This is a genomic window from Pseudomonas atagonensis, from assembly GCF_011369485.1.
Taxonomy (GTDB): domain Bacteria; phylum Pseudomonadota; class Gammaproteobacteria; order Pseudomonadales; family Pseudomonadaceae; genus Aquipseudomonas; species Aquipseudomonas atagonensis.
In genome coordinates this window covers 1-20,717 of the sequence record NZ_VXCA01000005.1, presented here as the reverse complement: position 1 = coordinate 20,717, position 20,717 = coordinate 1, and the positions used below count along the sequence as shown (strand labels likewise).

23 protein-coding genes are annotated in these 20,717 nt (G+C 58.6%); 10 read left to right on the top strand and 13 right to left on the bottom strand.

What is annotated here, in order from left to right; translation table 11 throughout:
- Positions 1 to 56: 56 nt before the first annotated feature.
- Both F2P67_RS04180 and cysZ read right to left on the bottom strand, forming a co-directional pair.
- A complete protein-coding gene (locus tag F2P67_RS04180; RefSeq protein WP_166217703.1) occupies positions 57 to 1,256 on the bottom strand; it encodes a glycosyltransferase family 4 protein in 1,200 nt (399 codons plus the stop codon).
- A 42-nt stretch (positions 1,257 to 1,298) separates the two neighbouring features.
- On the bottom strand, positions 1,299 to 2,051 hold the full coding sequence (gene cysZ / locus F2P67_RS04175; protein ID WP_166217700.1) for a sulfate transporter CysZ: 753 nt from the start codon (positions 2,049 to 2,051) through the stop codon (positions 1,299 to 1,301).
- A gap of 312 nt (positions 2,052 to 2,363) precedes the next feature.
- On the opposite strand from cysZ, the gene trxB reads away from it, so the two are divergent.
- The gene (gene trxB, locus F2P67_RS04170) at positions 2,364 to 3,326 is read left to right on the top strand and encodes a thioredoxin-disulfide reductase (protein ID WP_166217697.1); all 963 of its coding nucleotides are present in this window, start codon (positions 2,364 to 2,366) and stop codon (positions 3,324 to 3,326) included.
- Positions 3,327 to 3,556: 230 nt separating this feature from the next.
- Here the strand turns inward: trxB and F2P67_RS04165 are convergent, their stop codons facing one another.
- The 6 genes from F2P67_RS04165 to F2P67_RS04140 all read right to left on the bottom strand — a co-directional run bounded on the left by F2P67_RS04165 (position 3,557) and on the right by F2P67_RS04140 (position 6,609).
- Complete coding sequence (locus F2P67_RS04165) at positions 3,557 to 3,895, bottom strand: HopJ type III effector protein (RefSeq protein WP_166217694.1); 339 nt, start codon at positions 3,893 to 3,895, stop codon at positions 3,557 to 3,559.
- A complete protein-coding gene (locus F2P67_RS04160) occupies positions 3,888 to 4,184 on the bottom strand; it encodes a DUF1244 domain-containing protein (protein WP_042557694.1) in 297 nt (98 codons plus the stop codon). Before F2P67_RS04160 ends, F2P67_RS04165 begins: the two co-directional genes overlap by 8 nt.
- A gap of 96 nt (positions 4,185 to 4,280) precedes the next feature.
- On the bottom strand, positions 4,281 to 4,652 hold the full coding sequence (gene folX / locus F2P67_RS04155; RefSeq protein ID WP_007914273.1) for a dihydroneopterin triphosphate 2'-epimerase: 372 nt from the start codon (positions 4,650 to 4,652) through the stop codon (positions 4,281 to 4,283).
- Positions 4,653 to 5,213 (bottom strand): GTP cyclohydrolase I FolE, encoded by a 561-nt coding sequence (gene folE, locus F2P67_RS04150; RefSeq protein WP_134174642.1) that lies wholly within the window; start codon positions 5,211 to 5,213, stop codon positions 4,653 to 4,655. It lies immediately after the preceding gene.
- 21 nt (positions 5,214 to 5,234) lie between these two features.
- On the bottom strand, positions 5,235 to 5,945 hold the full coding sequence (folM, locus tag F2P67_RS04145) for a dihydromonapterin reductase (RefSeq protein WP_166217691.1): 711 nt from the start codon (positions 5,943 to 5,945) through the stop codon (positions 5,235 to 5,237).
- A gap of 88 nt (positions 5,946 to 6,033) precedes the next feature.
- Entirely contained in the window at positions 6,034 to 6,609 is a 576-nt protein-coding gene (locus F2P67_RS04140) for an antibiotic biosynthesis monooxygenase (protein ID WP_166217688.1), read from the bottom strand.
- 210 nt (positions 6,610 to 6,819) lie between these two features.
- On the opposite strand from F2P67_RS04140, the gene F2P67_RS04135 reads away from it, so the two are divergent.
- Complete coding sequence (locus F2P67_RS04135) at positions 6,820 to 7,779, top strand: MerR family transcriptional regulator (RefSeq protein ID WP_166217685.1); 960 nt, start codon at positions 6,820 to 6,822, stop codon at positions 7,777 to 7,779.
- 3 nt (positions 7,780 to 7,782) lie between these two features.
- On the opposite strand, the gene F2P67_RS04130 is transcribed toward F2P67_RS04135, so the two are convergent.
- Positions 7,783 to 8,388, bottom strand: a complete 606-nt coding sequence (locus tag F2P67_RS04130) for a hypothetical protein (RefSeq protein WP_166217682.1) — start codon at positions 8,386 to 8,388, stop codon at positions 7,783 to 7,785.
- Positions 8,389 to 8,442: 54 nt separating this feature from the next.
- On the bottom strand, positions 8,443 to 8,919 hold the full coding sequence (locus tag F2P67_RS04125; RefSeq protein ID WP_166217679.1) for a PAS domain-containing protein: 477 nt from the start codon (positions 8,917 to 8,919) through the stop codon (positions 8,443 to 8,445).
- Positions 8,920 to 9,071: 152 nt separating this feature from the next.
- On the opposite strand from F2P67_RS04125, the gene F2P67_RS04120 reads away from it, so the two are divergent.
- A complete protein-coding gene (locus F2P67_RS04120; protein WP_166217676.1) occupies positions 9,072 to 9,527 on the top strand; it encodes a flavodoxin in 456 nt (151 codons plus the stop codon).
- Here the strand turns inward: F2P67_RS04120 and F2P67_RS04115 are convergent.
- Positions 9,517 to 10,404: a LysR family transcriptional regulator gene (locus F2P67_RS04115; RefSeq protein WP_166217674.1), complete on the bottom strand. Its 888-nt coding sequence runs from the start codon at positions 10,402 to 10,404 to the stop codon at positions 9,517 to 9,519. The genes F2P67_RS04120 and F2P67_RS04115 overlap by 11 nt on opposite strands.
- Before the next feature lie 95 nt (positions 10,405 to 10,499).
- On the opposite strand from F2P67_RS04115, the gene F2P67_RS04110 reads away from it, so the two are divergent.
- The 5 genes from F2P67_RS04110 to F2P67_RS04090 all read left to right on the top strand — a co-directional run bounded on the left by F2P67_RS04110 (position 10,500) and on the right by F2P67_RS04090 (position 14,579).
- Positions 10,500 to 10,886: a CidA/LrgA family protein gene (locus tag F2P67_RS04110; RefSeq protein ID WP_166217671.1), complete on the top strand. Its 387-nt coding sequence runs from the start codon at positions 10,500 to 10,502 to the stop codon at positions 10,884 to 10,886.
- Entirely contained in the window at positions 10,876 to 11,562 is a 687-nt protein-coding gene (locus tag F2P67_RS04105; RefSeq protein ID WP_166217668.1) for an LrgB family protein, read from the top strand. The genes F2P67_RS04110 and F2P67_RS04105 overlap by 11 nt, the downstream gene beginning before the upstream one ends.
- 131 nt (positions 11,563 to 11,693) lie before the next feature.
- A complete protein-coding gene (locus F2P67_RS04100) occupies positions 11,694 to 12,476 on the top strand; it encodes a class II aldolase/adducin family protein (RefSeq protein WP_166217665.1) in 783 nt (260 codons plus the stop codon).
- A complete protein-coding gene (locus tag F2P67_RS04095) occupies positions 12,476 to 13,378 on the top strand; it encodes an alpha/beta fold hydrolase (RefSeq protein ID WP_166217662.1) in 903 nt (300 codons plus the stop codon). Before F2P67_RS04100 ends, F2P67_RS04095 begins: the two co-directional genes overlap by 1 nt.
- A gap of 289 nt (positions 13,379 to 13,667) precedes the next feature.
- Positions 13,668 to 14,579, top strand: coding sequence for an SDR family oxidoreductase (locus F2P67_RS04090; protein WP_166217659.1), 912 nt, complete (start codon positions 13,668 to 13,670; stop codon positions 14,577 to 14,579).
- A 46-nt stretch (positions 14,580 to 14,625) separates the two neighbouring features.
- Here F2P67_RS04090 and F2P67_RS04085 read toward each other — a convergent pair whose 3' ends face one another.
- Both F2P67_RS04085 and F2P67_RS04080 read right to left on the bottom strand, forming a co-directional pair.
- A complete protein-coding gene (locus tag F2P67_RS04085) occupies positions 14,626 to 14,886 on the bottom strand; it encodes a hypothetical protein (RefSeq protein ID WP_166217656.1) in 261 nt (86 codons plus the stop codon).
- A complete protein-coding gene (locus F2P67_RS04080) occupies positions 14,886 to 17,189 on the bottom strand; it encodes an S-type pyocin domain-containing protein (protein ID WP_246226462.1) in 2,304 nt (767 codons plus the stop codon). The genes F2P67_RS04085 and F2P67_RS04080 overlap by 1 nt, the downstream gene beginning before the upstream one ends.
- A 723-nt stretch (positions 17,190 to 17,912) precedes the next feature.
- Between F2P67_RS04080 and F2P67_RS04075 the strand changes: the two genes are divergently transcribed.
- Both F2P67_RS04075 and F2P67_RS04070 read left to right on the top strand, forming a co-directional pair.
- The gene (locus F2P67_RS04075; protein WP_166217653.1) at positions 17,913 to 19,706 is read left to right on the top strand and encodes a DUF1302 domain-containing protein; all 1,794 of its coding nucleotides are present in this window, start codon (positions 17,913 to 17,915) and stop codon (positions 19,704 to 19,706) included.
- Positions 19,707 to 19,729: 23 nt separating this feature from the next.
- Positions 19,730 to 20,717, top strand: a 988-nt coding sequence (locus tag F2P67_RS04070) for a DUF1329 domain-containing protein (RefSeq protein WP_166217650.1), incomplete at its 3' end; no start/stop codon positions are given.

Sequence of the window (20,717 nt, the reverse complement as noted above, 5' to 3'; positions counted from 1 at the left end):
TTCCAAATTGTAGGAGTGAGCCTGCTCGCGATAGCTGTTTCACCGTCAGCAAAAAATCAGGGCAATGTCCGTGCATTCGGGACAACCTGTTCCCCGACACAAGCCCCGCGCAAATGGCTTTCGAACTGCTCGATAATCGCCGCCCAGCCTTGCCGACTCGCATGCTGCCGGGCATTCAGGCGCACGCAGCGTAACGTCTCATCCTCTTCCAGCAACCACGCCGCCGCCTCGCAAAACGCCTGCTCATCACCGGGCATCGCCAGCACGCCGTTGTAACCATGGCGAATATGTTGCGCCGCCGCTGCCTGATCGTATGCCACCACACCAAGCCCAGAGGCCAGTGCTTCCAGCACAACGTTACCGAAGGTTTCGGTCATGCTGGGAAACAGAAAAACATCGCCTGACGCATAGTGCGCCGCCAATGCTTCGCCACGCTGTGAACCGCAAAAGATCGCTTCGGGCAAATCCTTTTCCAGCACCATGCGTTGCGGCCCGTCCCCGACCACGATCAATTTCAGATTTCGCTGTGGATAAGTGCTGCGCAATTGCTCGAAGCAGCGTTTGAGCAGGCCGAGGTTCTTTTCCGGCGCCAGCCGTCCTACGTGAATCACGGCAATATCCCGCTCGCCGAGTCCCCATTGCTCACGCAAACCGTTCAAGCGTTTGGACGGGTGAAACAACTGGCTGTCGACACCGCGCGACATCAGCGCCAGGCGTTCGAAATGCCGACGCTCCAGTTCCAGTCGCTGGCTGACACTCGGCACCAGGGTCAGTGCCGAACGATTGTGAAACCAGCGCAGGTAATGCGTGAGCATGCGGGTCAACAACCCGAGGCCGTACTGACTGGTGTACTGCTGGAAATTGGTGTGAAAACCGCTGACCACCGAAATTCCCAGACGCCGTGCCGCACGCAATGCCGACAGCCCGAGCGGGCCTTCAGTGGCGATGTACAGCACATCCGGGCGTTCGCGCTTCCAGCGCCGCAGCAGTTTGTGCATCGACGACTGACCCCATTGCAGCCCCGGATAACCCGGTAGCGGCCAGCCGCGGCACAACAACAGCGCATCGTCTTCACTGCGTTGCGGATCGTCGGCCTGGCGCGGGCGCACCAGCTCGACCCGATGCCCGCGCGCGCGCAAGCCGTCGCACAAGCGGCCAAGGGTATTGGCCACGCCGTTGATTTCCGGTGGGAAGGTTTCGCTGATCAGGGTGATGTGTAGAGCTGTCGTCATGACCTCAGTGTCGGCTGAGGCCATGTCGTGGTTGTGACGTTCGGATGATGGATTTGTGACGCGACCTCAGCGTTGCGTTACCAGATTCTCGGACCCGCGCTCGCGAACCCAGAACAGCGTAGCCCCGGCCACCGCCGCCGGCATCATCAGAATGTTCACTACCGGAATCAGCAGCGCCAGGTAAACGATCCCGCCAAAACTCATGCTCTGCCAGCGCTTCTGTCGCAGCCAGGCGAGCATCTCGTTCCAGCCCAGTTTGTGGTTGTCCGCCGGGTAGTCGATGTACTGGATCGCCATCATCCACACGCCGAACAACAGCCACAGCGGTGCGGCGATGATGTTCACCACCGGAATGAATGAGAGGATGAACAGGCCGATGGCCCGTGGCAGAAAGTAGCCGAGTTTGCGCATTTCCCGGGCAAGGGTGCGCGGGATCATGGCAATCAGTTCGCCCCAGCTAAACGCCGGAAAGTCATCGGTACCACGCACCACCACTTCGACTTTTTCCGCGAGGAAGCCGTTGAACGGCGCGGCGATGACGTTGGCGAGCATGGTGAACGTGAAGAACACCATCAGCGCCACCAGCACCACGAACAGCGGCCAGAGAATGTAGCTGAGGAAACTCAGCCAGTCGGGCAATGACGGCATCAGCGTGTCGACCCACAGGCTGAACTGATGGCCGGCCAGATAGATCAATCCGACGAACAGCACCAGGTTGATCGCCAGCGGCAACAATACAAACAGCCGCAGGCCCGGGCTGAGGACCAGTTTGAGGCCTTCGCGCAGGTATTGCGGGCCGGACAGAACAGGGGCGGGCATAAGGTGCTCCGAGCAAGGGAAAACGCGCCGACCTTACCGACTTTGCAACAGCTGCGAAAGCACGGCAGAGCGATCGACATTCACTGTAACAAAGACGTCCATCTCGTCAGCGTGTCGGCATAGAGACCACCTATGAGCTGGATTGTTAAACCGTATTTCCTTAATCTTGCCCCCCTCGATACGCTGCACCCAACTTTTTACAGGACTGTCGAGCTCATACCTTCCCCAAGGTTATCCACAGTCCTTTTTTATTCCCGCCGGCAGTCCGGCGTTCCGCGCCAGTTTTTTCGGCCCGGTCAACAGGAGCAGGTCATGTCTGAAGTCCGTCATTCGCGAGTGATTATTCTCGGTTCCGGCCCTGCCGGTTACAGCGCAGCGGTGTATGCCGCGCGTGCCAACCTCAAGCCACTGCTGATTACCGGCATGCAGGCTGGCGGTCAACTGACCACCACCACCGAAGTCGACAACTGGCCGGGCGACGTGCACGGCCTGACCGGTCCTGTGCTGATGGAGCGGATGCGCGAGCACGCCGAGCGTTTTGAAACCGAGATCGTTTTCGATCACATCAACGCTGTGGATTTCGCCGCCAAGCCGTACACCCTGACCGGCGACAACGCGACTTACACCTGCGACGCTCTGATCATCGCCACCGGCGCCAGCGCTCGTTACTTGGGCCTGCCTTCGGAAGAAGCGTTCATGGGCAAAGGCGTTTCGGCCTGCGCGACCTGCGACGGTTTCTTCTACCGTAACAAGCCTGTTGCAGTAGTCGGCGGCGGCAACACTGCTGTTGAAGAAGCACTGTACCTGGCCAACATCGCCAGCACCGTGACCCTGATCCACCGTCGCGAAACCTTCCGCGCCGAGAAGATCCTGATCGACAAGCTCAACGCTCGCGTCGCCGAAGGCAAGATCATCCTCAAGTTGAACGCCAACCTCGACGAAGTCCTGGGCGACAACATGGGCGTGACCGGTGCGCGCCTGAAGAACAACGATGGCAGCTTCGACGAAATCACCGTTGACGGCGTGTTCATCGCCATCGGTCACACCCCGAACACCTCGCTGTTCGAAGGCCAGTTGACCCTGAAAGACGGTTATCTGGTGGTGCAGGGCGGCCGTGACGGCAACGCGACTGCAACCAGCGTCGAAGGCATCTTCGCTGCGGGTGACGTGGCTGACCACGTCTACCGTCAGGCCATCACTTCGGCCGGCGCCGGCTGCATGGCGGCACTGGACACCGAGCGTTACCTGGACGGTCTGCAGAACGCTTCGTTCTAAGATCGCAGACACAAAAAAACCGGCCTTGGCCGGTTTTTTTGTGCCCGTCATTCACAGGCACCACGACAATGATCGTTCCCACGCTCTGCGTGGGAATGCCTCATCTGGACGCTCTGCGTCCTTGGGACGCGGAGCGTCCCCGGCTGCATTCCCACGCGGAGCGTGGGAACGATCTGATAAAAAAACCGGCCAATTGGCCGGTTTTTTCATGCTCGCGATACGACGGGGAATCAGCGGCGGGTCAGCGGTTGCGCTTCGAATTTCACACCTGCCAAACCATGCTTGATCAACGCACGAATATTGCCGTGATCGCTGCCCTCAGGCGTGGCCACGACCGAGCGGTAATGTTCGCCAAAAGCCAGCAGCGCTTCTTCATCGCTCATACCTTCCAGCAGCGCCAGACCCAGGGTCTTGCACGAACCTTCGTTCTGCCCGGCCGCGTTTTCCACGCCACCGTTGTTGAACGCCTGTGGCTGGTAGTCGTAACCGGCGGCGATGAACGCGAGGGTGTCGGCGAAGACGTGTTCACCGCTCTTGAGGCTGGCGCGCAGGGTGTTCAGATCACTCATGGGTTTTTCCTTTGGCGAACGCCGCTTGTTGCTCGGCGCTGGCTTCTTGCTGAAATTGGGCTTTCCACTCGGCGTACGGCATGCCGTAAACCACTTCGCGGGCGTCATCGAGGCTGACCTCGATCTGGCGCTCGTCGGCTTCGGCCTTGTACCACTTCGACAGGCAGTTGCGGCAGAACCCGGCGAGGTTCATCAGGTCGATGTTCTGCACATCCTTGCGGCTGTCCAGGTGGGCGACCAGCCGGCGGAAGGCGGCGGCTTCGAGTTCGAGGCGTTGTTGCTCGTTCATGGGAGTCTCTGCGAGACAGCTTCAAGCGACGAGCTTCAAGCTGCAAGATGGGTGACGGTGATAAGAAGTTTACAGCTTGCCGCTTGAAGCTTGAAGCTAGCGGCTCGCTGCAAGCGTTATTGACACCGACTCGGCAAAACGCAGCGCATGCGGCTTGTCGACTTCGACTTCGGCGTACAGCACCGAGCCGTTGCTCATCACCAGATCCAGCAACTCCTGCGTCAGCCGTTCGAGCAGCGCAAAGCGGTTGCCTTCGACGTGAGCGATGATCGCTTTGGTGATGGTGCGGTAGTTCAGCGCATGGTCGATGTCGTTGTCGCGCACCGCCTCCTGCGCGGCGTACAGGATGGTCAGGTTGATCAGCACATCCTGCTTGTTGAGGATTTCGTCCTCGTTGATTCCGATAAAGGTGCGCAGGCGCAGATCCTTGACCCGGATGCGCGCCATTCCCGGTTGAAGTTGTGGCATTTACTTGCTCCGTCCAATCAATTGCAGGAACTCCTGGCGGGTATTGCTCGACTCGCGAAACGCGCCAAGCATGACCGAGGTGTTCATGGTCGAATTCTGTTTCTCGACACCGCGCATCATCATGCACATGTGTCTGGCTTCAATGACCACCGCGACGCCGGCGGCATCGGTGACCTGTTGCACCGCATCGGCGATTTGCCGGGTGAGGTTTTCCTGAATCTGCAGGCGCCGGGCGAACATGTCCACCAGCCGCGCAATCTTCGACAGGCCCAGCACTTTGCCCGTCGGAATATAAGCCACATGGGCCTTGCCGATGAAGGGCAGCAGGTGATGTTCGCACAACGAGTACAACTCGATGTCGGCGACGATGATCATCTCGTCGCTGTCCGAGGCAAACAGCGCGCCATTGACGATGTCGTCGACACTTTGTTCGTAACCATGACACAAGTACTGCATGGCCTTGGCCGCACGCACTGGCGTATCGAGCAAGCCTTCGCGATCGGGATCTTCGCCGAGGCCGATCAGGATTTCACGGTAATTCTCGGGCAGGGAGCGGGTCATGGAACATCCTCGCGGGCGGCTTTATTTGACGTGCCTTCCGCCATTGACGGTCAGGGTCGTGCCGGTGACATAAGGGTTGTCGAGCAGATAGCGCAGGCTTTGATAGATCACTTCGCTGCCGGGCTCGATGCCCAGCGCGGATTTCGCCAGCGCTTTTGCGCGGTACGCCGCGTCGTCGTCGGGATTGAACAATAGCAGGGCCGGCGCGATGCCGTTGACCTTGATCGCCGGGGCATAGCGGGCAGCGAAGGAGAGGGTCAGGCTGTCGAGCCCGGCCTTGGTCGCGCAATAACCGATGTGCTTGCTGCTGCCCTTGCGGGTGACGTCGTCGCTGATGTGGATGATGTCGGCGGGCGTCGAGCGGTGTAGCAGTTCGGCGCAGTGCAGGTTGATCAGATAGGGCGCGAGCATTTGCACGTTGTACAGACGGGTGAAGGCTTCTGCTTCGCTGCCCGGGGTTTCGGCGAGCCATTCGGAGGCGTTATGGATGATCGCCCGCAGGCTGTCGGTGCGGGTTTTCAGTTCACCGATGAAGGCGAGGATGCTGGCCTCGCTGGAAAAATCGGCGAACACACCGATGGCGCCCAGATCACGCAGCGTTTGCACGCCGGGGCGTTCACTGCGGTAAGTGAAAATCACCCGATGGCCGTCTTCGAGCAAGCGCTGCGCGCAGTGCAGACCGACACGCTGGCCGGCGCCGGTGATCAGGATCGGAGCGGAAGTTGTGGTCATGAACGGCTCGCGTCGCGATGGGAGCAAAAACTATAACAGCGACGCCAGCCGTACACCTAAGACCGGGTTTCAACGACCTCGTGGCAGGTCAGCGGTTTTGTGTGGAGGGCGTTGCCGGCAAGGGACGCGTTGGTGTGCTGTTCAGCCAGTTCGCCAGCAACCGCGTCGACAGCGGAATAAAGAAGTACACCATCAGTGGTGTCAGGCACGCCGTGCTGATCAACACCCGGGGCAGCAGGCTCATTTCAGCCAGCAGCGGGCCGAGGACGAAGTTGAACAGCAGCGACACCGGGAAGAACGCCAGCCAGATCGCCACCGCCTGTTTCCAGCGCGGCGGGCGCTGACCGATGGCATTGGCGCCGAACCAGCCTTCAATACCGCTGACGCGATGTTCCTTCGGATGCGCAAACAGATCGCTGCCACGACTCAGCCAGGCAGTCCGCGAAGCCGAATGCTCCCAGGCGTGCAGGGTCTGTTCGTCGACGAAGCGGAAGATAATCTGGAATTCGTTATCGCCGGGCGGCGGAGCCAGCACGCCAGAGCCGAGATAACCGGGAAAGTCGGTTGCCAGTTGTTCGCCTTCGCGCAGCCAGGCAATCAGGTCTTGATAGCGGCCGTCGGCGACGCGACGCGCAACCATCAGCGTGACGGGGGAAGTAGACATTGTGTATCTCCGTATTTCGATTGCGTCGCTCCGGGTAGGAGCTTCGCTTTACGCAGGCCAGGGGTAGAGGCCTGCGTTTTTCACCAAGCAAGGATTATTCCTGATTTTCGTGATTAAACCAGAGACTTTCGTCGCAGATCATCACTTGAACTCAAATGGGGCATCAGCGTTAGAATGGGATCCAAAACCCACAAGGACGTCGAACGCACAATGCCTGTCATAACGGACGTTAGCCCTGCATTGCAGGCCTCTGTTGCGCTCGAGCGCGAAGATCTTTTCCCCATACGCGAAGTCTCGCGACTGACCGGGGTTAATCCGGTGACGCTGCGCGCGTGGGAGCGACGCTATGGTTTGATCGAGCCGACACGCACCGAAAGTGGGCATCGCCTGTATTCAATGACCGAAATCGAGCGCGTGCGCAGCATTGTCGAATGGATCGACCGGGGCGTGGCAGTGAGCAAGGTCGGCAAGATCCTCGCCAAGACCGAACCCTTGAAAGTGTTGGCGCACATCATTCCCGATGATCGTGTTCAGGCTGATTATCAGCAGTGGCAGCATCAGGTGCAGCGCGCGGTCAGTGAGTTCGACGACATCGAGCTCGATCGTGTGTACGGCCAGATCTTTTTTTCTTACTCGTTGCCCGTGGTGTTTCAGGACATCCTGATGCCGCTCTGGCGGCAATTGCTGCAGCGCCAGGAAGCTTTCGGGCAAACCAGTGAGTGGCTGTTTCTCGACGGCTATCTGCGCACGCGGGTGCTGCAAAGAATCATCGCGTTGCGGGGCTCGCAGCCGCGCAAGATCGTGGTCAGCGCGCTGGCCGGCCAATGCCGTGAACTTGAATTGCTGGTGGCGGCGTTGTTTCTCAGTAGCAGCGATTCGGGCGTGCGCGTGTTGACCAGTGGCCAGCCGTTCGACGAACTGACATTGGTCTGCGAAAAAATCAAACCACAGGCGCTGGTACTGTTTTCCAACCATGCACCGGCGGCAGAATTGCCGCGACGCTTGAATCGTCTGGCGCTGAGCCTGGATTGTCCGGTGATGCTGGCGGGGGATGCGGCCGATCTGGCGCAGGACAGTCTGCAAGGCTCGTCAATCGGCTGTCTGGGTAACGAAGGGGCGACGATGCGTCAGCGGCTGACGCAATTTCTCGCCGGCAAGCTCGATACCTGACAGTCAGGTATGCAGGGAAGGGTGGGTCAGGCGGTGTTGTTGCAGAATGAACTGGCGCAGACGCTCGGTTTCTTCGGCTTCGGTCTGGCTCAAGTCGTAGGCGTAGAAGCCTTGCTCGGTTTCGCGTTCGAAGTGGCCGCGCAGTGAAATCCGCTCATACCCCGACGGGCTGAACCACAAGGCGAAATTCTTTGGCGGTTTGGTCTTGTTGCGCACTTCCAGCAACACGCCTTTGTGCGAAACCTCGTGAACCCACAGCATGCCCGGCTGGCCATTGGCATTTTCCAGTGCCACCGGCTCCTCCAGCACCAACCGCCATGGCCGGACCATCGGCCCGTCTTCGTAAATGCTCGGCACCCCTAAGCGCAGGTGCAGCGCATGAAATTCGTCTTCCACCAGGTGCAGCGGGAAAGTCATTTGCTGATTTTCGAAGTTGGCCTGGATGGTCACCTGTTCGTGAGCCGCAAGACGCGTGAGCAAATCACGGATCTGCGAACCGCCGTTAACCAGCAGACTCGACGTCGCATCCCGCACGTTCAGTTGCGGGTTGTGCTGCATGGTCTGGATGAAATCCAGCTCATCCTGAGTGAGAAGGGCGTCGCGCTGCATGGCTAACTCGAAAGAAATAGTTACAAAGTCATTGGTGATTGTAGTTAATGACAATTAGTTCGCTGTTTTGTTTGAACCGTTCGTCGTTTTCAGCGCCGCAAGCTCGGCTTCCAGTGCGGCAACCTGTGCTTCCAGCTGCGCAACCCGTTGCTGAGCCTTGACCTGAACGGTCACATCCTTCTGCACACCGATGAAATACGTCAGTCCGTCATCGGCATTTTTCACTGTCGATAACGACAATTCATTCCAGAACGGCGTACCGTCCTTGCGATAGTTGCGCAGGATTTCCCGGCATGAGCCGCCATTGCGCAACGTGTCGCGAATCAGCGTCAGAGTATCCTGATCACGATCTCCAGCCTGCAGAAAACGGCAGTCCTGATAGAGAACTTCTTCGCTGCTGTAACCGGTCAGGCGCTCGAAAGCCGGGTTGACGTAAATCAGGATGTTGTCCTGTTCACCTTCCTTTTCAGCCACCACGATTCCGTCGTTCGACGCGTTGATCACCATTTGCAACAGGCTAGCGTTGATCATCCTTGAACCCTTTCGGTGTTTCGGTGGCAGGCATTCTAGAAGATTGCAGAGGGCTGTCTATAGGCCATCAATGCGCGTTGAGAGCCAATCGCAACTTCACGGCTCAGGCTGTTAATATCGCCGCTCTTTTTTTCAGTTTCAGGATCAGATTGATGAAAGTCGCCATCCTCTCCGGTTCGGTCTACGGCACCGCCGAAGAAGTCGCTCGCCACGCCCAGAACCTGCTGAAAGCCGCCGGTTTTGAAACCTTTTACAACTCGCGCGCCAGCCTGGCGGACATTCAGGCATTCGGCCCTGAAGCGTTTCTCGCTGTGACCTCGACCACCGGCATGGGTGAGTTGCCGGACAACCTGCAGCCACTGTATTCGAGCATTCGTGATCAACTACCGGCGGCCTGGCGTGGTCTGCCCGGCGCGGTGATTGCTTTGGGGGATGCCAGTTATGGCGACACCTTCTGCGGCGGCGGCGAGCAGATGCGCGAGCTGTTCGGCGAACTCGGCGTGAATGAAGTGCAGGAGATGTTGCGCATCGACGCCAGCGAAAGCGTGACGCCGGAAACCGACGCCGAACCTTGGCTGGCGGAGTTGATCGCCGTACTCAAGGGCTGATTGCCCGCTCGCGCAACAACGCCAGCCACGCCTGGGCGGCTTTCGACAGATAGGCGCCTTGGCGCCAGATAAAGGCAATGTCCCAGCGCAGATAATCCGGCGCCCGCAAGGTCAGACGAACCACGCCTGGCCGCACCAGACCGCGCGCCACCACGCTGGGCAAGAGCACTACGCCTTGCCCTGCGGCCACCAGCGCTGCGAGAAAATCCGCCTGCCCGCTGCGCCCACCTTCTTTGGGTGTGAATCCCAGTTGCTGACACGCCTGCAGCAAGCGGTCATTGAGCACGAAGCTGCGCTGATAAAGCAGAAATGGCGTCTCGGCCAACTCTTCCAGACCAACTTCACCGCGAGAGGCCAGTGGATGATCTGCGGGCAGCAGCGCGTCCAGTCGCTCATCGCAGAACGGCTGACAGTCGAACTGCGGGTCTTTCGGCAGCAAACTGCCGCCCAGTTCCAGCTCGCCGCTCAACACTGCCTGTTCGATATTGCGGCTGCCCCCCTCAAGCAGCTGGATGCTGATGTTCGGATAGCGCCGCCGGTATTCGGCAAACAGCCCGGCGAACAATGCGTCACTGCCCAGCAGCGGCAGCCCGAGGCGCAGTTCGCCGCGCGCCAGATGACTGAGATCGTCCAGCTCGACGAGCAATTCATTGCGCAACCGCAACATGGCTTCGGCGCGTTGCAACACGACGCTGCCGGCGGCGGTCAGGCGCAATTGCGAACCCAGTCGTTCGAGCAAGGGCGTGCCGAGACTTTGCTCCAGTTGCGCGACCTGTTTACTGACCGCCGACTGACTGATGTGCAGGGTTTTCGCCGCTTGGGTGAACCCGCCCTGATGCATGACTTCGACGAAACTGCGCAGCTGTTTGAATTCCATGACCTGATTCCGTTTTGGAATGGCATCGAGTCTAACAATTCGCTTCGGTGATGGCAGGTCGCTTCGTAAAATAGGCGCCTGTCAGGAGCAAAATCATGAACGCTGTCACCTTCAAACACCTTTCCCGTCTGCTCGCCGAACTGGCGGTATTGCTGGGTCTCTATCTGCTCGGCTGCCAACTCGCGGCGTGGCTCGCGTGGCCCATTCCCGGCGGTGTGGTCGGCATGGCGTTGTTGCTGCTGGCGTTCGCGTTCGGTTGGGTCAAACCCGCAGCGCTGCAATTGGGCGCCGGTTTGCTGATGGCCGAGATGTTGCTGTTTTTCATTCCGGCGTTGATGAGTCTTCTGGATTACGGCGCGTTGCTGCGCAATGACGGCTGGCGGATTTTGCTGGTGATCGGTGCGAGTACGTTGATGGTCATGCTGGTGACCGCGTTCACCGTGGAATTGGCCGTGCGCCTGAGGCGGTCCCATGAAGCTTGAATGGATGCCGATGTTCTGGCTCGCCTTTACTCTGCTGGCGTATGTGTTCAGTCGCTGGATCTATCGGTGCACCGGGCGCTACCTGTTGTCGCCGCTGATTCTGGTGCCCGTGTTGTTGCTGGCGCTCGCTGTACCGCTGCACACCGCGTACGCCGAATACGCCAGCAATACCCATTGGTTGATGCTGGTGCTCGGCCCTGTCACGGTGGCGTTTGCCGTGCCGATCTGGCAACAGCGGCGCCTGTTGATGCGGCACTGGTCGGCCTTGTTGCTGGGCATGGTGGTGGGCAGTGCGGCATCGATCGCAACGTCGTTCGGCCTGGCCAAAGCGCTGGCGCTCGATAGTTCGGTGACGATGTCGCTGGTGCCGCGTTCGATCACCACGCCGTTTGCCATGCCGCTGGCGCAGGACCTCGGAGGCGTGCCGGAGCTGACAGCCGTGTTCGTGATGTTTACCGGGGTGTTCGGCGCGATGCTCGGCGGGGTGCTGCTCAAGTGGTTGCCACTGCGCAGCGCGTTGGCGCGAGGCGCGCTGTTCGGCGTCGGCGCGCACGGTGCAGGGGTCAGTCGCGCGCATGAGGTCGGCGGCGAAGAAGGTTCGGTGGCGGGCCTGGTCATGGTGCTCACCGGGCTGCTCAATCTGTTCGCTGCGCCCTTGTTGGCGTCGGTGCTTTGACATGGATCCAAGCTGTTTGCATTGCTGACTCGCTCAGTCATCAAGCTGGCTGGCAATGCAACTACGTGAACCCCTGCGCCTGACTAGACTGCTGACACGAGCAGAACAATAAGAACGCAGAGGTGCATACAGTGAGCGTAGCCCCCGTCCAATCGTCCCTTAATTTCAAAGACCAGGTCAGTGCTGCGGAGTGGCAGACCCGCGTCGACCTCGCCGCTTGTTATCGTCTGGTCGCCTTGCACGGCTGGGACGATCTGATCTTCACGCACATTTCCGCCAAAGTGCCGGGCACCGAAGATTTCCTGATCAATCCGTTCGGACTGATGTTTCATGAGATCACGGCGTCGAGCCTGGTGAAGGTCGATCAGGCCGGCAACAAGCTCATGGACAGTCCTTACGAAATCAATCCCGCCGGTTACACGATTCACAGCGCGGTGCATGAGGTACGGCACGATGTGGTGTGCGTGCTGCACACCCATACTGCATCCGGTGTTGCCGTTTCCGCGCAAAAACAGGGTGTGCTGCCGATCAGTCAACAATCGCTGTTCGTGCTGTCGAGCCTGGCGTATCACGCTTACGAAGGCGTGGCGCTGAACCACGAAGAGAAAGCGCGGTTGCAGACCGATCTCGGCGAGAACAACTTCCTCATGCTGCACAACCACGGTCTGTTGACCTGCGGCGGCACCATCGCCGACACCTTTCTCATGATGTTCACCTTCCAGCGCGCCTGCGACATTCAGGTGATGGCGCAGACCGGCGGCGCCGAACTCATCGCCATCGAACCGCAAATCCTCGCGGGCGCCAAAGCGATGATCGCCGGCGTGACCAAAAGTGCTCAAGGCATGGGTGGCGCGCTGGCCTGGCCGGCGTTGCTGCGCAAACTCGATAAACAAGACCCCGGGTATAAACTCTAATGCCTCTCGCCGAGATTCCTCTGTGTGTCTGGCGCAAACGCAGCCAGACGTTCGTCTTTCGTGGCCAGTCGATTCGCTATTGGGTGGCCGGGCAGGGTGAGCCGTTGCTGCTGATTCATGGTTTCCCGACTGCCAGTTGGGATTGGCATTATCTGTGGCAACCCCTGGCGCAGCGTTATCGAGTGATCGCTTGCGACATGCTCGGTTTCGGTGATTCGGCCAAACCGCTGAATCACACCTATAGCCTTCTCGAGCAGGCGGATCTGCAGCAGGCGTTACTTGCACATTTACAGGTTGAACAACCGGTGCACATTCTCGCCCACGACTATGGCGACAGCGTTACCCAGGAACTGCTCGCCCGTCATTACGACGATCAGATCGAAGTCGCCAGTTGTGTGTTCCTCAACGGCGGTCTGTTCCCGGAAACCCATCGTCCGGTACTGATGCAGAAACTGCTGCTCAGCCCGTTGGGCTGGATGATCGGTCGCGCGTTTAGCCGCGATGCTCTGGTGAAAAGCTTCCGCCAGATCTTCGGCCCGCAAACCGGTCCGAGTGAAAGTGAACTGGATGATTTCTGGAGCCTGATCGACAGCAATCGCGGCCCGCGCATCATGCACAAACTGATCAGCTACATTCCCGAACGTCGCGTACAGCGTGATCGCTGGGTGGCCGCCATGCAGCGCGGCGAAGTGCCGTTGCGGGTGATCGATGGCGAAGTCGATCCGATCTCCGGCGCGCACATGGTCGAGCGTTATCGCGAATTGATTCCCGACGCCGACACAGTGTTGCTGCCGGGTATCGGCCACTACCCGCAAACCGAAGCGCCGGTGCAGGTGCTCAAGCACTATCTGGCGTTCCGCCAACGCTTTGCCCTGCCACCGCGCAAAGTCGCCTGCTCCTGATAACACCATTGGCTTGAGCGAACGTTTGTGGCGAGGGGATTTATCCCCGTTCGGCTGCGAAGCAGTCGCAAAGCAGTCAACCCGGTTCACTGAAAGATCAGTGTCGTCCTGCTTAAGGGCCGCTTCGCATCCCAGCGGGAGCAAGCTCCCTGGCCACAGGATTTGTGTTGTTCTGACTATCCCTGATCCTTATCGCGCACCATTCACCCCCAGCCGTGTTCGTTGTGACCCAAAGCCGCGTGCCTGACACTCGGGATCACTGTCCCTTTGGCCTGCTGGAGTTGCTGCGATGAATGAGTCTGTGCGTTTCGAAGATAAAGTCGTGATCGTCACCGGAGCCGGCGGTGGTCTGGGGCGCGCACATGCACTGCTGTTCGCCAGACAGGGCGCCAAAGTGCTGGTCAACGACCTCGGCGGCTCGACTCAGGGCGAAGGCGCCAACGCTTCCGCTGCCGACCGCGTCGTGGCGGAAATTCGTGAGGCTGGCGGCATTGCCGAAGCCAACCACGACTCGGTCACCGACGGCGACAAACTGGTGCAGAACGCCCTCGACGCATTTGGCCGTGTCGACGTCGTGGTCAACAACGCCGGCATCCTGCGCGACAAGACCTTCCACAAAATGGACGATGCCGACTGGGATCTGGTTTACCGCGTCCACGTCGAAGGCGCCTACAAAGTCACCCGTGCCGCGTGGCCGCACCTGCGCGAACAAAACTATGGCCGGGTGATCTTCACCGCCTCGACTTCGGGCATCTACGGCAACTTCGGCCAGTCCAACTACGGCATGGCCAAACTCGGCTTGTATGGCCTGACGCGTACGCTGGCCATCGAGGGCCGCAAGAACAACATCCTGGTCAATGCCATCGCGCCCACCGGCGGCACACGCATGACCGAAGGATTGATCCCGCCGCAAGTGTTCGAGCAACTGAAACCGGAACTGGTCAGCCCGTTGGTGGTGTATCTGGCGAGCGAACAATGCCAGGAAACTTCCGGGTTGTTTGAGGTCGGTGGTGGCTGGATGGGCAAGGTACGTTGGGAGCGCAGCCTCGGTGCCGGGTTTGATCCGCGTGTTGGCTTCTCGCCGGAAGATGTCGCGGCGCACTGGCAGCAGATCTGTGATTTCGAAGGCGCGGCGCATCCGAAGGACAACATTGAAGCGCTGAAGGAAATGATGGCGAATTTGCAGATGTATTCGCTCTGAAAGTCAGCGGAGCCACTAAGCCATTCGTGCTTGGTGGCTCCCGATTTCAAACGTATCTTCTTTCTGTCATGTAGGCGGGGGGCTTCCAGTTTGGTCCTTTTATTGCCAGCCCATTTTCCCCGTTAGCCAGCACACCGGCATTGAGAAGTCGCTTGTAGGCGTTTTCAAGCGCGCCATATTCTTTGAGAAGTTCACGATTGTGGATTCTTATCATCATGTCCAGATGTGGTGTTGCTTTAATTAGCGCGAACACGGTGACAATATCATCCAAAGATTCATTTTTAACAATCATCTCGACGGCGCTCATTACCACATTTCCTTCAACAGTTTTTGATAATTACGCTCGTCCTGCTCGAATGCAGCAGTTAGTGCTTCGGGGGTGTAAAGAAGAGTGGGGTCGTCTTTTAGCTGGAAATCTTCCAAAGTCGCGGCATGAACGTTATTCCATATCGGAGACCCGATATCTGGTCTCTCGGTATCACCGAAGCCTAAAGCTTTAAATCGTTCGAACTCTCTTATCTCATGAGTATAGAAACGTTTGTCAGTGTCAGTGGCTACGAGTTCTCCACGAGCAATACGCTCCAGCCGATCAAGCATTATTTCATTGGCGTCTGATTGCAGAAATTTCGAAATGTGTAATTTCACGAGATTAGTTCCTTCCGCTGAAATGGTTGCCGGTTCCCACTGCAAATCTAGAGTTTCCTCCCCAATTTGATCAGGGTTGAAATAACGCCCGCTGTGTTCTCCTTTGACTAAAGCCCCCTCGTATGGGTCGCTAAACACCACATACAGCGGCTCAATCCCCGAATCATCGGGAAAGACGATGATGAATCTTTCCCAGCCCTCTACCAGTACCGGATGTAGGTCAAGACGCCCTTCAACCGGAATAATCGAACCACCGGAATACGCAGGCGAGTCAACGTCAACCAATGGCGATGCAGTCGAGCTGTTACCCGGCGAGATAACAGGTGTCCAAGTCAGAAAGTCTGTTGGCGAGTCCGGCAGCGCGGTCTCGTAAACGTCATTCAGCAGGTCATAAGCCGCATTCAGAACCAGCACACTCGAACGGATATGGAAGTCATCGCTGGTGGCAACGAAGACCTCCGCGCCCGCACCCAGTGGCCTCACACCCAAGCCTACGGGCAGCTCCAGCGTGCCTTGTCGATCTGCTATTTCGCGCAGCCTCTGTGGAGACTCTGATGACAATTCGGCGAGCGGTACGCTCATGGCAAAGCGATCGCCGTTGCCCAGGCGGGATGGGGTCAGCAGAGCAGCAAAACCGACCAGTACCGGGCCGCCGATCAGCGCAGCCCCTGCCGCTTTCACGGTCAGTAATCCTGTGCGCAGTGCGTTGAGAATTGCGGATGATGATGCGTGAGGAAGTCGGATAGCTTGTGAAGCAAAGGAGAAAACCGGGTTGGTGGAGGCCATCGCTCCTGAAGCCGGGTAAACATAGTGTGTTTCTGGTGTATCGCGCCGTTGCTTTTGCGGCTGCGCATTGCTCTGCGTTTCGGGTTGAATCTCTTGTTGAGGAAGTGCGGTTTGCTTCTTCTCCTGGATCTTCAGCGCCGCCAGTTGGCTTTGTTGCCGGGCTAAGGCGGTCGCCATGTCGATGACTTTGCGCTGAACTTGCAGACGTCGTTTTTCTGCGCGAAGGTTTTCTTGTATTGCCTCGATTCGCTGTTCCATTTCAGCTTCAAGGCGAATCTGTTCGGCGGCGAACGTCTGGGCCGCAAATTCAGACTTTGCTTGCGCTTCGGCTAACTTGACCGTCAGTACCGCAATCCGTGCCTTTTCCTGATATTCAACTTCAGCATCGACCATTGCTCTTAATCGTACCAGGTCAGCCTCCAGGCGTTGCTTCTTCGCCAATGCTGCGAGCCTCGCCTCTTCGCGAGTCCGAATCTCTTCCAGCTCTCGGTGTGCCGCCTCGGCGAGCGCTCTTTGGCGTTCCTGCTCGGCTGCGATGCGGGCATTTTCGGCAGCCAGGCGTTGAGCCTCTGCAGCTTGCGCTTGTGCCAGGTCATTGGCGTGTGCGATGGCCAGCCACTTGTGAACTTCGATTTGTTGCTGGTTAAGCATCTGGATTGACTGCGACAGCAGTTTCACTTCGTGTGCGGCTTTGTACGAGGCAGCCCAAGTCTGCATCGCAATCCCCCGCGCATTGACAGTGCTGTCGATGCTCTTGGCTATTCGAAAGTAGGCATGGAAGTCTTTATTAAGTGGGTCATCTCCAAAGAACTGATTGGCTTGTGCTGTTTTTTGATGAAGCTCAGCTGTTTTTCTTTGAATCAGGGTTTGCCGTACTGCCAGCTCGCGGGCGATTGCTTGCGCTGGAGGAAGTGGGTGGGTTGGGCCCTCCAGCCGTGTTGCGGCGAGATCCTGTTCGATTGATTGGGGTAGTTGCTCTGTTCGTGATTGAAACTCGCGAGCAGTTCTCATGCTATGGGCAGTGAATTCCCGAGAGTTGACTCGAACATTGTTGGGAATGCCAAACGTGCCGCTTTGAGAGAGGTGCGGTGATGTCCCTCGGATCAATGGTGTGTTTGGAGGTGCTGTTGCTGTCGTATGAACAGCTTCAGTTAATACAAAGGGTGGAGGCTTTTGCATATTCAGGTCCTTTTGAATGTGCGTGATAACTCGCTGGTGATTAAGCACGGACTGTGGTGACGTGCGTGTCACCAGCGATTGGTTGAGATGTTTTAAGTTACATCAGAGTTGCTGTTACAAAATCCGAGAATCGCGTAGGTAACAGGGCGTTGTTTTGAGAGGGTTTTCGCGGGCCAATAACAAAGCGGGGGAGAATTCTTGCGCGTGGCAGGAAAGTTCCGACGTTATTCTCGGAAAGTCTTCGCAGATTATGGAAAGACGTGTTCAACAGCCATAAAAAAGGCCGCTGCAAACGCAGCGGCCAAGGTAAGACGTTGGATCAAGGAGCTACAAATCAACGTCAGTGAACACCTGGGCGATCAACCGAAAACATTCGATTCATCTGAAATCTGTCAGCAATGGCCAGAGTGTCTCGAAGGCCAGGGCTTCGTGCTGTCCGGCGTGTGCCGTGAAAGCCCGCTCAGAATAAGGTGTTGAGTCTGTAGGAAAAACACCGATTCCAGACATGCACTGTTACGGGGCATGCAACAGTCATCTGTCATCAGCGACCTCATGCGCTTGATTGATGATCCGCCATCCAGCCGATCCATGGACGGCGCAAAGCCACGCCCTGAGCGGGCATTCATCCTTTCGGGCGACAGTGCGAATACCTCCTTGGTGCGCTTATCGACCCGCGCGCCCGGCAGTAGGGTGAGGCCTTCTGTCACTCACCGGGGAAGACGCATGACAAAAACAACAATGCGCGCCATCTTCACACCGCAGGCGCTGGCCGCCGCGGTGGCTTTGGGTTGCTGCGCTCAGGCGCAAGCGGTTGCGTTCAACATCGGCGAAATCGAGGGCACGTTCGACTCGTCGCTGTCGATCGGTGCGAGCTGGGGCCTGCGCGATGCCGACAAGTCGCTGGTCGGCACGGTCAACGGCGGTACCGGCCAGTCGTCCACCGGTGATGACGGACGCCTGAACTTCAAGAAGGGCGAGACCTTCTCGAAAATCTTCAAAGGCATCCATGACCTCGAACTCAAGTACGGCGACACCGGCGTGTTCGTACGGGGCAAGTATTGGTACGACTTCGAGCTGAAGGATGAAGACCGCGAGTTCAAGCCGATCAGCGACAAGGGCCGCAAGGAGGGCGCGAAGTCTTCCGGCGCGCAGATTCTCGATGCATTCGTCTACCACAACTACTCCATCGCCGACCTGCCGGGCACTGTGCGTGCGGGCAAGCAGGTGGTCAGTTGGGGCGAAAGTACCTTCATCGGCAACTCGATCAACAGCATCAACCCGATTGACGTCTCGGCGTTTCGTCGTCCCGGCGCGGAGATCAAGGAAGGCCTGATCCCGGTGAACATGTTGTTCGGTTCGCAAGGCCTGACCGACCAATTGACCGTCGAAGGTTTCTATCAACTGGAATGGGATCAGACCGTTCTCGATAACTGCGGCACGTTCTTCGGCGTCGATGTCGCAGCGGATGGTTGCAACAACGGCTACACCGTCGGCAACCCGGCCATTGCACCGCTGGTGCCGTTGACCCAGGCTTTTGGTCAGGGCATTCAGGTCACCCGTGAAGGCGTGGTGATTCCCCGTGGCGGTGACCGCGATGCGCGAGATTCCGGGCAATGGGGGACGGCGCTGCGCTGGCTCGGCGATGACACCGAGTACGGCCTCTACTTCATGAATTACCACAGCCGCACGCCAACCGTCGGCACCACCACGGCGGGGCTTTCGACCCTCGCGGCGCTGCCGGGCATGGTCGGCATTGCCAACCGTCTGGCGCCGGGCAGTGGTTCGGGCCTGGCGCAAAGTGTGATGCTCGGGCGCGGTCAGTATTACCTCGAATACCCGGAAGACATTCGCCTGTACGGCGCCAGTTTCTCCACCACGCTGCCCACCGGTACCGCATGGACCGGCGAGGTCAGCTACCGGCCCAATGCTCCGGTGCAGGTCAACACCAATGACCTGACGCTGGCGCTGCTCAACCCGATTGCCGGCGGCGCCGCTTCGCCGATCGCCACCACCCCGGGCGCCGATAACAAGGGCTATCGCCGCAAAGAAGTGACGCAAGTGCAGAGCACCCTGACGCACTTTTTCGATCAAGTGTGGGGCGCTCAGCGTTTGACCCTGGTCGGCGAGGCGGCGGTCGTGCATGTCGGTGGTCTGGAGCCGCGCAGCAAGCTGCGTTATGGCCGCGACTCGGTGTACGGACAATACGGTTTCGGTGGCGACACCGACGGTTTTGTCACCTCGACCTCGTGGGGCTACCGCGCCCGGGCGATCCTCGATTACGCCAACGTGATCGGCGGGATCAACCTCAAACCGAACCTGTCGTGGTCGCATGACGTCGCCGGTTACGGTCCCAACGGCCTGTTCAACGAAGGCGCTAAAGCCGTCAGCGTCGGCGTCGATGCCGACTACCGCAACACCTACACCGCGAGCCTCAGTTACACCGATTTCTTCGGCGGCGATTACAACGTCCTCGAAGACCGTGACTTCGTCGCTCTGAGCTTCGGCGTGAACTTCTGATCTGCCCGAGAAGGATGAAAGCAATGCGCAAAATGATTCTGCAATGCGGTGTGCTGGCCCTGAGTCTGCTGGCAGCCAATGTGATGGCGGCGGTGTCGCCGGACGAGGCCAACAAACTTGGCAGCAGCCTGACCCCGCTCGGCGCCGAGAAGGCCGGTAACGCTGACGGCTCGATTCCGGCCTGGACCGGCGGCATTCCGAAAAACGCCGGGGCGGTGGACAGCAAAGGCTTCCTCGCCGACCCGTTCGCCAATGAAAAACCCTTGTTCACCATCACCGCGGCCAACGTCGACAAGTACAAGGACAAACTCTCCGACGGCCAGGTGGCGATGTTCAAGCGCTACCCGGAAACCTACAAGATCCCGGTCTACCCGACCCACCGCACTGTGGCCGCGCCGCCGGAAATCTACGAATCGGCCAAGCGCAGTGCGCTCAACGTGACTACGATCAACGACGGTAACGGTCTGGCCAATTTCACCGGCAACCGCTACTACGCGTTTCCGATTCCGAAGAACGGCGTCGAGGTGTTGTGGAACCACATCACCCGTTACCACGGCGGCAACGTCAAACGCATCATCACCCAGGTGACGCCGCAGACCAACGGCAGCTACACGCCGATCCGCTTCGAAGAAGAGATCGCCGTGCCGCAACTGATGAAGGATCTCGACCCGGAAAAAGCGGCCAACGTGCTGACCTTCTTCAAGCAATCGGTAACGGCGCCAGCGCGTCTGGCGGGTAACGTGCTGCTGGTGCACGAGACCCTCGATCAGGTTAAGGAGCCGCGTCTGGCGTGGATCTACAACGCCGGTCAGCGTCGCGTGCGGCGTGCACCGCAAGTGGCGTATGACGGCCCGGGTACTGCGGCCGATGGCCTGCGCACTTCGGACAACTTCGACATGTTCTCCGGCGCCCCGGATCGGTACGACTGGAAACTGGTCGGCAAGAAAGAAATGTACATCCCCTATAACAGCTACAAACTCGACTCGCCAAGCCTCAAGTACGACTACATCG